Source organism: Cryobacterium sp. MP_M3, from assembly GCF_015752155.1.
Lineage (GTDB): Bacteria > Actinomycetota > Actinomycetes > Actinomycetales > Microbacteriaceae > Cryobacterium.
Genome location: NZ_JADOVI010000022.1, coordinates 20,384 through 35,269 on the forward strand (window position 1 = coordinate 20,384; position 14,886 = coordinate 35,269).

Below are 14,886 nucleotides of genomic sequence, written 5' to 3' on the forward strand. Positions count from 1 at the left end.
CGATGGCGATCGAGTTGTACTTCACCCAGTACTTTGGCGTCACGCCCGAAGCGCTTGAGGAGTACGGCGCCTTCGATATTAGTCTCGCGTCCGACCTGCCGCTCTTCGTGGACCCGTTCCTGCTCTTCAACAGCGAGAGGCCCGAGTACAAGGCGCTCCACGAAGACATCATCAAGTACCTGACGTTCCTCCGGGATAGGGCGGGCGCCGCTCTGAGCCCGGCGCTGATCAAGGCCTGGTACAAGTTCAGCGAGGTCAAGCAGAACTGGCTCGGTTTCACCCTGCTCGGAAACTCGGGTAGCGGGCTCGGAAACGACTTCGCACGCGCACTCCATGATTCGCTCGGCTCTATTCTCAAATCCTTCGGCTCGGAAACGATCACCAAGGGGAGCCACCTGGAAAAGCTCGCGCTGGTCAAGGACGGAGTGGGCCGCGACAACATCAGTGACTTTACGACAAACCTGATCAAGGGGTACCTGCTTGGGTACACGCAGGATTTCGCGCGGAAGCACCTTTCTGAGGGCCAGCGAGCTCGCTTCCCCGTGGCCCGCGCGGAGTTCAACTACGACACAGAGACGTGGGCGACGCGCACCTACGAACTGCCCATTTTCCGTGGCGACTTCGTGCTCTTAACCCCCGCCGACATGCTGACCCGTGACGACACCTGGATCAGTCGGGCGGACATGCTCCATGGCTTCTCACGCCTTCCAGATGCGGTCCCGGACGATCAGCTTCGAGCACAGATCAACAACTACTTCGGCTCCATGCTGAGCAAGGAGCCGACGAAGGAAGAACGCTCCCAGGCGGCGCAGTCGACGCTTCGGCGATACCCCGAGCTCATCGACTACTACATTCGGGAGAAGGAAGACACCGGCGAGCAGGCGATCGGACTCAGTGCCAAACGACGCGAAGAGACGCAGGGGTTTCTCGTTGAAATGGTCAAGGCGGTAGTTGCCGACCTCTCTGCCCGTACATCGTTCTATCTCACGCCGCAAACGAGCTATGCAGAGGCGCTCTTCCGGGCAAAGTCCTTCAAGCAGTACATCGAAGACCAAGACGGTTACAAGCTGATTAATCGCCCTGGGCATGAGCGAGCTTTCTCGAACGAAAAGGATGTCCAGCTCTACTTCGGGCTCGCGTTCGTCGGCAGCGAGTACGACGTCAATCGCGAAGTCAACAATGGGCGTGGCCCCGTCGATTTCAAGGTGAGTAAGGGTGCCTTCGATAAGTCTCTGATTGAGGTGAAGCTGGCGAGCAATTCGCACCTCAAACGGAACCTCCAGAAGCAGATTGAGATCTATGAGAAGGCCAACGGTACCCGAACGTCAGTGAAGATGATCGTCTGCTACACGGCGGCGGGCGTTGCGAAGGTCGACGCGATCCTCGGCGAGCTGAAGCTCCTCGGCGAGGAGTCGATCGTGGTAATCGACGCCCGCGCCGACAACAAGCCATCTGGATCAAGGGCGTAGACATGGCTGCAACACTGAGCTTGACGAAGCGGCGAGGCGTCATCTCCGGAATTCGCATTGGACAGGCGGTGCTCGCAGTTGCGGTGCTTGCCGTATTCGCACTCGCGGCGGGCATCAATCCGCTGGCGGAGTGGTGGTTCTGGACGGCCGCAATAACCGCAATAACCGCGGCAGTCGCGGAACCGTATTACACCGGATCTATCGCAGCCCTCCTGTATGGCGTGGGCGGCCTCGCTGCCGGTATCGCCGCGAATCAGCATGATGTCGAGCCTCTGTGGATCGCGTACTTCGCTCTCGCTGGTGTCGTTATCGTCGCGGCGATCATCGCGATGGTGCTGCAGATAGGGCCTGCGGGGGAGGCTGCCCGGTGGGTGGCGACCAGGTTTGGTCGTCCGGTCTGGCTCGGTCTCGCCGCTGTGACGATCGAACTCATCCGTGGTGTGACAGATCGCACGCTTCCGACGACAGCGCTCATAGCCCTCGGCGTGCTCATCGCGACCGCCATCAGCGTGCCCGACTGGTATCGCCTGATCATCGCGGCGCGGCCAGGGCTCGGCGGACTCACCATCGTCGAGTCGGCGGTCGATCCGAACCTACTGCTCGTCTCGGCGACGACACGCCTAACTGCGGGGCAACTTGTTCAGGTCCAAGGCCGCGGCCGAGCGAATGGAGTTGTCGTCGGCAACCTCGCGCACAAGTCCGGCAACCGGGTGCAGATCGCCCTGTCGTCGCCGTGGACCGAGGTCGTAGAAGCCAGCGGCGATCCAGTTGAGGTTGAGCTCCTCGATAGCAGCGATGGCCCGGCACTCGGCCTGGCTGCTGATGGATCCACAGACAAAGTCCTCGATCTGCGATCCTTCGGTGCACTCACTCGTGGAGACACCGTCTACTGGATAGATACAGCATCGTCGCGAAAGTACCTATACCAGGTGCGCGGGCTCGACCTTCGTCAGTTGGTCTGGGATGGTTCGGCGGTGATCGCGGAGCACGCGCGAGCCGGCTTGCTCGGAACGGTGGATGCAGCGGGGATTGTCCCTGACTATCGGCTACCGTCCCCTTTTGCCCCTGTTTTCAGTGCGGCAACGGTGACGGCCGATCTGCCGGATGGCTACGAGCGGATCGGCCGCATAGCCGGCACGCAGGTCCCGATCGGCATCTCAGTCTCAAGCTTGCGTGGACACCATCTTGGAATCCTTGGCATGTCGGGCATGGGGAAGAGCACGATCGCGCGTAGAGTGCTCCACCTGCTCGGTAACGGTGGAACCGCAGTGGCGATGGACGGGACGGGTGAGTACCGCTCCCGCTACGGCCTGGCGGAATGGGATGTCACGGCTGGGCTCACCACCGACGGCGAGTCAGTTTTCGAGCCCGCAGCTGGATCGTCCACCGGCAAGTCACCAGCCGCTCAAGCCCGCGATTTCATCAAGGCGGCGATGACCGCGGCGTTCCAGGAGTATAAAGCAGGTACACCGCGGCACCGCAGCATCCTGATCGAGGAGGCGCACTCATTTCTGCCTGAGTGGAATTTCGTAGTAGTGAAGGGCGAATCGGACATCGTTGCGGAGAGTTGCCGCATGATCCTTCAGGCTCGGAAGTATGGACTCAACTTCGTGCTCGTTTCCCAACGCACGGCCGTCATCAGTAAGTCTGCCATCTCCCAGTGCGAGAGTTACATCATTCTTCGAACGCTCGACGAGACCAGCCTTCAGTACGTCGAATCCGTTGCCGGTACCGAGTACCGCGATGTCGCCTCTAGCCTGAAGCGCTATCAGGCGATCTGCATCGGACCCGCTTTCAGTACCTCAGTGCCTGTGGTGGTCGATCTTGACCCCGCAATCGAACTTGCCAACGATGACTCCTTTGAGGAAGACAACCCTCGTGCCGTTCTAGGGCACCCTGAGGAGGATGCTGTGGCCGCGGGACTTACCCAACCCAGGAGGTCGTAGAAGTTGGCGCGACAATAGCCTGAGTAGTTCGTTGCAGCAATGATCGTGAGTGTGCTCGCGCCAAACGCGAGCATTGCGTCATCTCGCTGTCCGTCGTGGACGTGGGCGAGTTCAGCATGTACAGCCGAGCTGATTCCGCTTCACGGCATCCGGTTGCGCGTCATGCACAAGTCCGAGTTCACCGTGCGAGCCGACAAGATTGTGCGCGACCGTACCCGCGACTTGGCTATCGTCCGGAGGGTCCTCGTCTGACTGTTCGGCCGACGACGAACCGGCTGATACACGTCTTGCAGATCGAGGGGCCGCGCCCGCTGACGCGGGCTCAGCCGCCCACCTCTCTGGCAGAGGAAAGGCGGTGCCCGGTGTCAGTTTCGATGCGTGTGATGAGCGCGGGCGACGGGTACAAGTATCTGCTCCGCACCGTCGCCGCGGCGGACGGCGACCGGTCACTCTCCACACCGTTGACCCGCTACTACGCCGAGGCGGGCACGCCGCCCGGTCGTTGGCTCGGCAGTGGGCTGGCATCTCTCGGCCATGGCGAGATCACCGGTGGAGCGCTCGTATCCGAAGCACAGCTCCAGCTGCTCCTGGGGATGGGGCTCGACCCGGTGGCCGGCAAACCGCTCGGTCGCGCGTATCCGTCGTATGTCAGTATCGCCGATCGGATCGCCGAGCGCGTCGCGGCGCTTGATTCGAGCCTTGGCATCGCCGAGCGGGCCGAGGCGACCGCGGCCATCGAGGCTGAGGAAGCCGAGCGCGGGCTGCGCCGGGCAGTCGCCGGGTACGACTTCACGTTCTCGCTGCCGAAGTCGGCATCCGTGCTCTGGGCCGTGGCGGATGCAGATACGCAGGCGACCATCGCCGACGCGCATCATGCAGCGGTTGTGGAGGTGGTTGCGTTCATGGAGCGCGAGCTTGCGGCCACGCGCTCGGGTGCTACCTCGCGCGACGGGGCGGTTGCGCAGGTTGATGTCACGGGCCTCATCGCGGTTGCGTTCGACCACTTCGACTCGCGTGCCGGTGACCCGCAGTTGCACACGCACGTCGTGGTGAGCAACAAAGTGCAGACCGTGTTCGACGGCAAGTGGCGTTCGCTCGACGGCCGCCCCTTGCACTCGGCGACCGTCGCGCTCTCGGAGCTGCACAACGCGGTGTTTGCCGACCACCTGACGCGCTCACTCGGCGTCGCGTGGGAGCGGCGAGATCGCGATGCCGACCGCAACCCGGTCTGGTCGATCGTCACGGTGCCGGAGGATCTCCTCACCGAGTTCTCTTCCCGTTCGCGGCACATCGACATCGAGAAGGACCGACTGATCGCCGAGTACGTCGCTTCCCACGGGCACGCGCCCTCGAAGACAACGATCATCCGGCTGCGTCAGCAAGCGACCCTGGCGACCCGGCCCGACAAGGTGCTGCGGTCGCTCGCCGAGCTGACGAACGACTGGCGCACCCGCGCCGGCCGTCTGCTTGGGCGCGATGCAACCGAGTGGGCGCGCGAGGTTCTCAACGCGGAAGCCCCTGCGCTGCTGCGCTCGGACGACGTGCCGCTCGACCTGATCGCTCACGTCGGCGAAGTCGTGGTGTTGGTCGTCGGCGAGAAGCGCACCACCTGGGGGCGCTGGAACCTGTACGCAGAGGCGGCGCGGCAGACGATGGGCTGGCGCTTCACCGCAACCGAAGACCGCGAGACGATAGTCGGGATGATTGCGGATGCGGCCGAGCGCGCGTCTTTGCGCCTCACCCCGCCCGAGCTTGCAACCAGCCCCGTCGTGTTCCAGCGCAGCGACGGCACGAGCGTCTTCCGGCCCCGCAACGCCGCCCGGTACTCCGCAACCGCGCTGCTCGACGCCGAAGACCGGCTGCTTGCGCTCGCGCGCAACACCGGCGGCCCCGTCATCACGGGCTCAGTCCACGAGCGCGCCGCGCACGCAGGAGGCAAGCGTGGGCGCGCCCTTGGCGCAGACCAGTGTGCGGCGCTCGAATCCATTGCAACCTCCGGTCGCGTGCTCGACCTGCTCGTCGGTCCGGCCGGCGCAGGCAAGACCACCGCGATGAACGAACTGCGTCGCGCGTGGGAATCCGAACACGGTGCGGGCTCGGTCGTGGGTCTCGCGCCGTCTGCCACCGCTGCGCAGGCACTCGCCGAAGACCTCGAGATCTCGACCGAGAACACCGCGAAGTGGTGGCAGAACTACCGCAACGACGGCATCACGTTCACCGAGGGTCAGCTCGTCATTATCGACGAGGCATCGCTTGCCGGAACGCTCTCGCTCGACCGGCTCACCGACATCGCATCCCGCGCGGGCGCGAAGGTGCTGCTCGTCGGCGACTGGGCACAACTGCAATCCGTCGACGCGGGCGGGGCATTCGCCATGCTCGTCACCAGTCGCGAGGATGTGCCCGAGCTGGCCGACGTGCACCGCTTCGTTCATGTCTGGGAGAAGGCCGCGTCACTGCAACTTAGGCACGGGCAGCCCGCAGCTATTGATGCCTACGACGCGCACGGTCGCCTGACCGGCGGGGAGGCCGAACGGATGGCGGATGCCGCCTACGCAGCCTGGCGACGCGACCGGGCGCATGGGCTTGCCTCTATCCTCATAGCCGAGACCGGTGACGCGGTGACCGCGCTCAACCAGCGAGCCCGCGCCGACCTCCTGCTGGCCGGTGATGTCGATGCCAGCGCCGAAGTCGCGCTTCACGACGGAAGCGCGGCATCCGTCGGCGACGTGGTGTTGACGCGCCGGAACGAACGCACGCTCCGCGCCGGGCGCGACTGGGTGCGCAACGGCGACCGCTGGGTCGTCTCCGCAGTGAGGGCGGACGGTGCGATGACCGTTCGCCGCGCGGGGCGTCGCTGGGGTGGGGCGATCGTGCTTCCCGCTGGATATGTTGCCGAGCACGTCGAACTCGGGTACGCGGTCACCGCCTACCGCGCGCAGGGCGTCACCACCGACACCGCGCACGCGCTCATCGAGCCGGGCACGACGCGCGAGAACCTCTACGTCGCCATGACCCGCGGGCGGCAGGCCAACACCGCCTACGTCTCGATCAACCGGCCGGATGACGACCACAGCAAACAGCACCCCGGAGATCCGACCGAGGCGACCGCGCGCTCGGTGCTGTACGGGGTGCTCCAGCATGTCGGAGCCGAGCCGTCGGCCCACCAAGCCATCGCCGCTGAGCAGGATGCCTGGGGCTCGGTCGCGCAGCTCGCCGCTGAATACGAGACCATCGCGGGCGCGGCGCAGCAGGAGCGGTGGGCGGCGCTTCTCCTCGCATCCGGGCTGTCTAGCGCGGAGGCCGACGCGGCGACCGCGTCGACGGCGTTCGGCGCCCTCGGCGCGGAGCTGCGCCGAGCCGAAGCCGACGGCTACGACGTCGACCGGCTGCTGCCACGAGTCGTCGCCGTTCGTGGAGTGGCCGACGCGGACGACATCGCCGCGGTGCTCCACGAACGAGTAGCGCGAGCGACCGCTGACCCGCGCGGCGCGGGCCGCGTCCGCAAGCCAGTGCCACCCATCGCTGGGCTCATCACGCCTGCCGTCGGCCCGATGGCGGCCGACATGCGCGTTGCACTGCGCGAGCGCCGCGCGCTCATCGAGCAGAGAGCCAATGCTTTGGTCGACGAGGCGGCGCACGGGGGAGCGCCGTGGCTGGCCGAACTCGGCGGCGAGCCGAGCGATCCGCAGCGCGCGCAGGAGTGGCGACGCGAGGCGCGCATCGTCGCCGCCTACCGCGATCGGTACGGGATCGCGGACGGATCGGCGCTGGGCTCGACGGCCACCACCGCGACTCAGCAGGGTGACGCCTCCAAGGCGCGTGCGGCGCTCGTTTGCGCGCGCGAACTCACTGCCGACACCGCCGAGTGGGAGTCGCCGACGCTCACGGCTGCAAAGGCGGCAGCGCCGAGCCTGTAACGCGGCTCTTCCACCTGTCGCAGGAGAGGCGTACGCTGAATTTCGAGGTAGCGGTCACAACTCATAGGTTCATACGCGACAGCCTCCGGGCGCTCATCTACGGGCTACCTCCTCGGCGGAGTGACACGCTTTTACGAGAGACGGGATCATGTTCCGACTGCTCTGGGTATTCAGCGTTCGGGTTCGCAGCTTCATGCGGCGCTACATGCCAACGAACATCCTGCTCGACTCGCTTCGCACGCGCCGCGGCCTCAAGTTGGGCTTGCCGGCCATGCTGCTCGCAGTCCCGTACCTCGTCGCCGCTTGGCTCTGCTCGACCTGGGTGGCCGACGGCGGCCCCGGCTGGGGCAACCTGCTCGTGCTCCTCTTCGTCTGGAACGCGCTGAAGTTTCTCGTCAACGGGCCGATCAACCTGGTGTTGCTCCTGCGCGTACGGCTCGCCGAGCGCCGGGCGCGCAAGGAATACGGGCGCGACCTCGCGAGCTACGAGCCGGATCGACAGATGGGGCCGCTGACGCACTCCATCAAAGACTGACCCCCGGCGCGCTTGCCGCGCTGGAGCGATGATTGCACGTTCCTTGTGCCACCTCGCGCACAGTTGCGGATCTTGATACCCAGGCGCAGGGAGAGCCACGGCAAAGCGAGGTCTACTTGCCCTTGGCGTAGTCGATACGGAAGTTGATCTCGCCGTCAACGGCAAAAGCCAGTTCCTGGACCCTTCGCTCGAAGTCCTCGAACTCCGCCTCGAACTCGGCGAGTGAGCGGAACGCCTCGATCGGGTTCGAGCACGAACGTGTCGTGTCTGGCCATTCGTCCCACTTACGGATCGTGGCACGAGTCGCAAGTCGTGATTGCTGAACCGCTCCGTTCCCGTTCCGGTCGACCCACGACTCGTAGGCCATCCGCACTGCATCCATTTCGGTGAACTTGGTCTGCTTCTCTTCGGCCATGAACTCAGCAACAAATACCAACCGGCCGTGTGTCCGACGAGTGCGATCCGTCATGTAGTCCGCGATCAGCTCCGGAACGTCGTCCAGTTCCAGTGCCTCGCGAAGTGCCGCCGCCATGTCGGATTGAATATCGACCCGTCGTGAGAGGAAGTGCAGTCGATCATCAAGCGCAGGCGCAGGCATCCCCATCCGCTTGTAAGTGCGTCGAATGTAGTCGTCGGCATCGGAACCGTAGCTTGTCACGCCAGGACGAAGTCGGTCCAGCATCTCGGCGATGATCCAGGCATACAGATGCACCACGATTCGCAGGGCATTCGGCCGAGACTCCTCGCGGTGGTACATCTCGTTCCTGTACTCGTGGAGACGCGAGACCACGCCCACGAAATGAGAAGGCATATCTCCATTCCAGACGAGGAACCGCAGCTTGTCATCGAAGTTGCGGTCGATGCTGCCGATCTGAGACTTCGAGAACATCCAGTGCACATGGCCTTCGCCTCGTGCAGCCTTCTCGCGTTCCGTCTGCGTGAAGTCAGAAAAGTCAACCTTGACCTGCTCGTCCTTCTTCACGTACCAAGGTGCATCGGGTCGCATCAGGTACCAAGACACCTTCTTGACCGCCCTCACCATGAGCGTCTCGGCAGCGCTGTCTAGCAGCAGATAGGCGACCCGCAGATCTTCGGGGGTGTCTCTGGCGAGTGCATCCCGGGCGGTGAAGACCTGTGCCGCAATCTCCGCGGATCGCTTCATCGCTTACGCCACCACCTAGTACTACAGTCGTTCTGCATTGGCCGTCGAGAGTATCGACTCCTGCGCACGGAGCTACGGTGAGCCTTCGTCCTTGCCGGGGCGAGGTCGGCTACCACCACTCTCTTGGATGCGCTTAAAGGTGTCGCCGGTGTCTGGACGGGGTGGCGGGGGCGGCGTGGGGTTCTCGTCGTCGCTCACTCGACCCTCTTTTCGAGCATGCTGGGGTCAGAGGCGTAGAGGACCTGCATGGTCGCATCGACGTTTGGCCGCTCGGGCGGCGATGACACGTTTGATGCCGATTGAGCCTCCGGGGTCTGGTTGTCACTCATGGTGTAACTCCTGGTTGGGATTGGATGAAGCCATTCACAATCTCGACGATGAAAAGTACACCGACACTGACGAGCAGCAACCAGAATGCCCACTTGAGATGGGGCGTCGCCTTCTCGTACTTCTCGTCGCGGGACTTGATCTCGTCCTTCTTGGACTCTAGCAAGTAGTCCTCAAGCGCCTCCTGGGTTTCCGTGCTGTCCACCCACTTGAGAATGAGGTTCTCGGCGTGGACCACCTTCACCGAGCGCGGCCAGAGCACCAGCACAGCCATCGTTGCGGAAGCCAATGCTATGGCAATCGGCAGAAGGCCTATCGCCCAGAACGGACTGTCTGCGAGCCGCGGCGACGAGATGCCCGCGACCAGTCCAACGGCAACCAGGACGAACGATGCCTTCGTCTCTTGGGTCTTGCCGCGATCGACTACGAACTGTCGCTGTGCATCGAGCTCGGTTGAGAGCGCCTGAATCCGCAACAGGCGTGCACTCTCAGGCTGCTCGGTCGACCTCGGGCTCATGGCAAGAACCCTAGGGGAAGCGTCCGACATTTGTTCGTCGCCGCGCAGTCGTTGCATCCGTCCCTGCACCCATGTCTTCCTCGCCCCTTCGGCTGTTCCTGCGACGCAGGTGCCCCCTCACACTCTCGAGACCGACCGACAACACGGCGTGAAGTTCCTGTCCGGCAGGGAACCGGTGCTGCGCGCGGCTGTGTATATGACGGACGAAGTACCGGCAACCGCCGCAGGGTAAGTCGATTCGTCGCCGTCCGCGCATCCGGTGTCGCGCAGAGCCTGCGCAACCCCGCCGTGCACCTACTTAGCGATCCGGTATCAGCACAGACGCGCCGACGGGGGAGTCTGGCCCCCTCGTCACGCGTTACGGTGCGCCGCGACCCCAACGGAAGGCACAACATGGAACTCGAACAGGCAGATTCGATCCTGCAACGCGTGGGCATCCTCGCGATGATGTACTACCCGGACATCCGCACCGACGATCCCGGCTTCGACCTCGCCACCGAGGTCGACTGGTGTCTCGCGGACACGACAGCGGATGTCGAGGCCTTCGAGCAACTGCGCGGCCTGATCAGCGGCACCATCCTCGACCCGACCGCGCACCGGCAGCAACTCACCGCCCGCGTGTATGGGTTGGTCCCCGACGCCGGCAAGTAGCGCACGTGGCCAGCCAAGACCCCGCCGCTCTCCCTGAGGGGACGAGTCGGCGGCGACCCACGGAAGACCCGGAGAAAAAGCGGGAATCGGCGCGCCGATGGCGTGAAGCGAACCGCGAGTATCGGGCGCAGAAGAAGCGCGAATGGAACGAGGCGAACCCGGACCGTCGACGCGAACTCAACCGGCTCTCAATGGGGCGCCAGGCAGAACGTGCCCGGCGCAGGAACGCCAAGAACGCCAAGGCCCGTATCTGGCATGCGGAGAACCGAGAACAGGAGCGGTCGCGGTCGGCGGCGTTCCGGCGGGAGCGTCCCGAGAAGGTGCGGCAATACCAGCGCACTTACAAGGAACGCCACCCCGAGCGATACCGCGCCAATGCTGTCGAGGCCAGAAGGCGGTACGTCGACAAGAACGCCGAGACGGTCCGGGAGAAGGGCCGGCTCGCCGCGGCGCGACGTCGCGAGGCCAACCCCGAAGCACTCCGCGAACGGTACAACAACAACCTCGAGGCCGAAAGAGCACGATCACGCGAAGTAGCTCGCCGTCGTCGCCGACTCGAAAAGCTTGGCCTGCCACCGCGCAGGATCCAGCGCGTTTACGCAGGCGATCGTCGCGCGAACTCCGCCGCCGCTGACGAGTTCTTCGCCCGGGTACGTTCGGTGAAGGAGCGTGGCCGCATCGCGGCGGAACTTCCCTATGAGGTCTCAAACATTCCTGCCAGTGTCGGGCAGGCCCGGCGAGCGTACTTCAACGCTCCAGATCTGATGCCGGAGGTTTTCCCACGCATACTCGCCCTGAACCGGTTGAAAGTTCAGATGGATCGGCAGGCTCAAGAAGTGCTGCAGGAGCGCCCGAGATTGCTCGATACCCATCGACACCGTCACGAGGCCCGACTCCGCGAAGAGATCCGGATGGACTCCATCGCACGCCAGCTACGAGGCCGGCCACCCCTGCAGGCTGGGACCGAACTAGAGCGACGACTCGTCGCCGAAGTCGACACGGACATCAAGCGACGACTCAATGCCATTCGCGCCACTGCGATAGCGCGCGCCCAGCCGATCATCAGCGACGAACGCCAGCGACCAGCCGAGCCAGACCACTTCGGTGCGCACCGCAGGGCGGCTACGTATCGCGACCCCAGCACGCGCACTCTTTGACCCCCATGGTCAATGCATCGAGCTCACTGGCGGGTCTCACTGATCAGCGACCCTCGACCACCCAGCCCGCCGCGCGGCGATATCCGTTCCGCAAAACCGGACTCTGGACTAGCGCGAAACGACCCCCTTATCCCGGTTGAGGTCTCTCCCGCACCGCACTCGGTCGCAACTCTCCGGGGGAGGGAGCGGCGTGAAGGCGGTGCTCATCCGGCGACTACGTCCGCCGCCGCTCTTGGCTGGGCTGAGCCCCTCGGTGCGTTCGGCGTCAAGCACGCATCGCAGTACGACGCGCCGACGCTCTTCTTTTGACGGAAGGGTTTACCTAGCCCGGGCCCGAACGAAGTGTGACCTAGAATTCTCGCCCGAGGAGCCCACCAGTCTCCGTGTCGAGGACCGTGCGCACGATCCCATCCTTGAACCACTGCTCGCCGAGCACCTCGTCAGGAACGTCGTTGCTGTTGATCGTGCAGATGTATTGCCCGCCGGTGGTCTCCACCATCTGTCGAGCGAACTGGAGAGCACCTGCCCGCTGCCTCGGATCGACGCCGTCGAAAACGGACGAGTCATGGACGAGGAAGTCGGGGTGGTGTGCGGTCGATATGCCTTCTTCGAGCATGGTGAGGTCGAAGCAGAACAGGATCATACGGTCGACGCCACTACTCCCGGAGCCCGTCGCGCGAAGGGTGAACTTGTAGCCGCTGTCGTCCACAGCCACCGTTAGTGCCGCGTCCTTGCCATAGAGCTGCTTCATCTTCTGGCTGAAACGATCCCTGATGCGGTCGAGCTTGTCGCGCGATGCCGTCAGCTCGCGGGTCGCATCGTTGCGCCTGGTTGACTGTTCGAGCTTCAACTCCTCGCGGCGAGAGACGAGTTCCCGTGCCTGCTCGATCTGGAGATCGACTGCGGCGGTCCTCGCTTGCACGTCAGCGAGTTCACTGCGCATGGAGTGCAGCTCTTCGAGCGCCCCTCCCGCATCCAGAGTGCGCAAAAGCGCATCGCGCTGTTCATCGCGCTGCCGTAACTCACTCGCGCGCTCGGCGATCCGGGCATCGAGGGTCTCGACCTCACTCCGCAGGAAGGTACGACGGTTGGCCATGAGCGCAGAGTGGAAAGCTCGGACATCATCAATCTGGCGCTTGAAGCCGTCTGCCAGAACCGCGCCCGCGGCTTCGAACAACTGCTCAACCGGCAAGGTCTGAGCCGTCGGTTCTTGGGCATCAGCAAGCGATACTTGGTACAGCTCTCGCATGCGTCGGTCAACCACGGCATCGTCACGTAGGGCGGAGATGCGGGCGGTGAGCGCGTCGGTCCGATCGACCAGCGAGTTCGGATCTTCGAGGACTCGGAACCCCGCGATCCTTGACTCCCACTCGTCAACCTCGTTCTTGAGTGAGGCCCGTTCGAGGACAAGTTCATCTTCGGGGCGTAGCATCGAGACGAGCCCGTCGCGCGTCGCCGCCGTGATCGCTTTGAGCTGATCGAGCCCCTTCTTGACGTTCGCCAGCTCGTGAACGACCGTCCAGTCGAGCCCAAGGAGAAATGCGACGTGTTGCCGACTGCTGGTTGCAGGCTGCTGTGCCAGTACCTTGAGTGGGTCCTTGGGCGTCTCGCTGCGGATCACGTATGAGAGAAGCGTGCGGACAGATAGCCCTCCGGTGATCTCTTGCTCAGATGGTTCCAGCCTGAAGAGCGAGAGGCCGAGGACTTCCTTCCAATCGGCGACCGCGATTTGCCCTTCTACCAGCCACGGGTCGATCGCACTCCGCGCATCGCCCTGAGCCGATACGCGGAGCTTGGTGCCGCGCAGGAGTGGCCTGGTCACGGTGATCTCCCCACCAAACATCTCCAGCGTCAGTGAGATCTCCCACCCATCATCAGCGAGCGGGGCCAGGCTCGGGTGCAGCGATCCGGCAAGCGCGTAGTTCAGCAGCATCAACATCGTGGACTTGCCACGAGCATTCCGGCTGTCCTGCTCCGTGGAGTCGCTTGCTCGGTCAGCCACAATCGCGTTGAACCCTGGTTTGAACTCGATCGTCTTGAACTCATCACGATTAGCGCTGAGGCGAATGAACATTAGCTGGCTCTCAAGATCTGGTCGTTGTAGTCGAGCACGCCTGCGCCATAGAGCAAGGTCAGCGCTGTCACGAAGGAGTCATACGTTGCTGTGGGCACGGCTTGCTTGTGCTCTAGGAAGAGTCGTCCGATGGTAAGGCTGCGTTGACCGAGCGACAGGAGCAAGGAGGCGGCTTCACCAACCACCGTCCGCTCGACGGGCGTGAACTTGTCCGGGTAGACCTCACTCACGTTTGAAGATCTCGCAAATCTCGAACAGGTACGCGACTACTGCCAGTGCAGCGGCTTCCACCTCGGGAGTACCGCGGGGACCTGCGTTCTCGAACGCCTTCTCAACGAGATAGTCGAAGATCGCATCGGGCTCCAGCGACTCGGCTTCCGCCGCGAAGTAGTCACTCTTGAACCTGCTGACAAGACTTCGTCCGAATGCTGGAGCAGTTGTGGTCTGAAAGGCGATGAAGTCGCCGACTCGCGCCGCCTGCGATAGCCCGGCGGTGATGCGCAGCACCGATGTCGGCCCCAGCTTGTTCAGCTCGATCTTCTCTTGTAGCGGAAGCGCCAGTCCGACGTCCGTCGGTTGCGTTGCACTCGGTGCGCTGGCGATCACGCCGCACACGACGCTCAACTCCTCGTATGTGACTCCGCCCAATGCGGTCTTCACCGCGCGAGCAACTGCCTCCTCATGACGTCGTTTGGCGTCAACGAGGAACTCCAGAGTGTGGTGCTCAAGCTGGGCGTCCACGGCGTCGTGATGAGGGCCACAGAGATAGATCAGATTGTCGGCAGAACCGCGCTGTTCGGGGCGCATTGCCTCGTCGTAGCGAGGGCCTCCTGGGCTGGCGGCCGCGATATGGGCCACCTTGCCGACAGCCTTCGGCTGGTCGCCGGCCGCTTGGGGGTCGAGAGTAAGTTCGACACCGCACTCGGGGTAGGCGCACCGATTGCCGCTGCGCGCGATGACGACCTTCTCCTGCGCCTGGGGCACGCGATCTCTGGTGGTCGTCGACGACATACAGTCAGGCTACCGAGCGGACGGATGTCAATGGCCAATCCGATCTGCCCACTGGCGGCCAGTAGAAATGCCCGCTGGTGGCCATGAAAACTGCCCACTCATGGCCAACAGATCTGCCCA

12 protein-coding genes are annotated in these 14,886 nt (G+C 63.9%); 6 read left to right on the plus strand and 6 right to left on the minus strand.

All coding sequences use genetic code 11. From position 1 onward, the window contains the following. The first annotated feature begins 2 nt into the window (after positions 1-2). The 4 genes from IWX89_RS17010 (at position 3) to IWX89_RS17025 (ending at position 7,867) form a co-directional block, all read left to right on the plus strand. Entirely contained in the window at positions 3-1,469 is a 1,467-nt protein-coding gene (locus IWX89_RS17010; protein ID WP_196904723.1) for a hypothetical protein, read from the plus strand. A 2-nt stretch (positions 1,470-1,471) separates the two neighbouring features. Then, positions 1,472-3,415 (plus strand): helicase HerA domain-containing protein, encoded by a 1,944-nt coding sequence (locus IWX89_RS17015; protein ID WP_196904724.1) that lies wholly within the window; start codon positions 1,472-1,474, stop codon positions 3,413-3,415. 383 nt (positions 3,416-3,798) lie between these two features. After that, positions 3,799-7,332, plus strand: coding sequence for a MobF family relaxase (mobF, locus tag IWX89_RS17020; protein ID WP_231383441.1), 3,534 nt, complete (start codon positions 3,799-3,801; stop codon positions 7,330-7,332). 205 nt (positions 7,333-7,537) lie between these two features. Next, on the plus strand, positions 7,538-7,867 hold the full coding sequence (locus IWX89_RS17025) for a sulfate permease (protein ID WP_307836614.1): 330 nt from the start codon (positions 7,538-7,540) through the stop codon (positions 7,865-7,867). Positions 7,868-7,979: 112 nt separating this feature from the next. Here IWX89_RS17025 and IWX89_RS17030 read toward each other — a convergent pair whose 3' ends face one another. The 3 genes from IWX89_RS17030 to IWX89_RS17035 all read right to left on the minus strand — a co-directional run bounded on the left by IWX89_RS17030 (position 7,980) and on the right by IWX89_RS17035 (position 9,873). Further along, complete coding sequence (locus IWX89_RS17030) at positions 7,980-9,029, minus strand: hypothetical protein (protein ID WP_196904726.1); 1,050 nt, start codon at positions 9,027-9,029, stop codon at positions 7,980-7,982. Positions 9,030-9,223: 194 nt separating this feature from the next. Then, the gene (locus IWX89_RS18840; RefSeq protein ID WP_255548644.1) at positions 9,224-9,358 is read right to left on the minus strand and encodes a hypothetical protein; all 135 of its coding nucleotides are present in this window, start codon (positions 9,356-9,358) and stop codon (positions 9,224-9,226) included. Then, the gene (locus tag IWX89_RS17035) at positions 9,355-9,873 is read right to left on the minus strand and encodes a hypothetical protein (RefSeq protein ID WP_196904727.1); all 519 of its coding nucleotides are present in this window, start codon (positions 9,871-9,873) and stop codon (positions 9,355-9,357) included. The genes IWX89_RS18840 and IWX89_RS17035 overlap by 4 nt, the downstream gene beginning before the upstream one ends. Positions 9,874-10,266: 393 nt before the next feature. On the opposite strand from IWX89_RS17035, the gene IWX89_RS17040 reads away from it, so the two are divergent. Next, the gene (locus tag IWX89_RS17040; protein WP_196904728.1) at positions 10,267-10,524 is read left to right on the plus strand and encodes a hypothetical protein; all 258 of its coding nucleotides are present in this window, start codon (positions 10,267-10,269) and stop codon (positions 10,522-10,524) included. 5 nt (positions 10,525-10,529) lie between these two features. Further along, on the plus strand, positions 10,530-11,681 hold the full coding sequence (locus IWX89_RS17045; protein ID WP_196904729.1) for a hypothetical protein: 1,152 nt from the start codon (positions 10,530-10,532) through the stop codon (positions 11,679-11,681). 349 nt (positions 11,682-12,030) lie between these two features. On the opposite strand, the gene IWX89_RS17050 is transcribed toward IWX89_RS17045, so the two are convergent. Genes IWX89_RS17050 through IWX89_RS17060 form a run of 3 tightly spaced genes read right to left on the minus strand, consistent with a single transcriptional unit; the run spans position 12,031 to position 14,766 of the window. After that, positions 12,031-13,755 carry a DUF2326 domain-containing protein gene (locus IWX89_RS17050; protein WP_196904730.1) on the minus strand — a complete coding sequence of 575 codons (1,725 nt, stop codon included), beginning with the start codon at positions 13,753-13,755 and terminating at the stop codon, positions 12,031-12,033. After that, positions 13,755-13,985 carry an ABC-three component system middle component 6 gene (locus IWX89_RS17055; protein ID WP_196904731.1) on the minus strand — a complete coding sequence of 77 codons (231 nt, stop codon included), beginning with the start codon at positions 13,983-13,985 and terminating at the stop codon, positions 13,755-13,757. The genes IWX89_RS17050 and IWX89_RS17055 overlap by 1 nt, the downstream gene beginning before the upstream one ends. Beyond that, positions 13,978-14,766, minus strand: a complete 789-nt coding sequence (locus tag IWX89_RS17060; protein ID WP_196904732.1) for an ABC-three component system protein — start codon at positions 14,764-14,766, stop codon at positions 13,978-13,980. Before IWX89_RS17060 ends, IWX89_RS17055 begins: the two co-directional genes overlap by 8 nt. Between the last annotated feature and the right edge of the window lie 120 nt (positions 14,767-14,886).

Bases quoted from the DNA above. Each gene is read 5' to 3' on its own strand.
- IWX89_RS18840 (WP_255548644.1), bottom strand. From the start codon at position 9,358: ATGAGTGACAACCAGACCCCGGAGGCTCAATCGGCATCAAACGTGTCA.
- IWX89_RS17015 (WP_196904724.1), top strand. From the start codon at position 1,472: ATGGCTGCAACACTGAGCTTGACGAAGCGGCGAGGCGTCATCTCCGGA.
- IWX89_RS17010 (WP_196904723.1), top strand. From the start codon at position 3: ATGGCGATCGAGTTGTACTTCACCCAGTACTTTGGCGTCACGCCCGAA.
- IWX89_RS17040 (WP_196904728.1), top strand. From the start codon at position 10,267: ATGGAACTCGAACAGGCAGATTCGATCCTGCAACGCGTGGGCATCCTC.
- IWX89_RS17050 (WP_196904730.1), bottom strand. From the start codon at position 13,755: ATGTTCATTCGCCTCAGCGCTAATCGTGATGAGTTCAAGACGATCGAG.
- IWX89_RS17060 (WP_196904732.1), bottom strand. From the start codon at position 14,766: ATGTCGTCGACGACCACCAGAGATCGCGTGCCCCAGGCGCAGGAGAAG.
- IWX89_RS17030 (WP_196904726.1), bottom strand. From the start codon at position 9,029: ATGAAGCGATCCGCGGAGATTGCGGCACAGGTCTTCACCGCCCGGGAT.
- mobF (WP_231383441.1), top strand. From the start codon at position 3,799: ATGAGCGCGGGCGACGGGTACAAGTATCTGCTCCGCACCGTCGCCGCG.
- IWX89_RS17035 (WP_196904727.1), bottom strand. From the start codon at position 9,873: ATGAGCCCGAGGTCGACCGAGCAGCCTGAGAGTGCACGCCTGTTGCGG.
- IWX89_RS17025 (WP_307836614.1), top strand. From the start codon at position 7,538: ATGCCAACGAACATCCTGCTCGACTCGCTTCGCACGCGCCGCGGCCTC.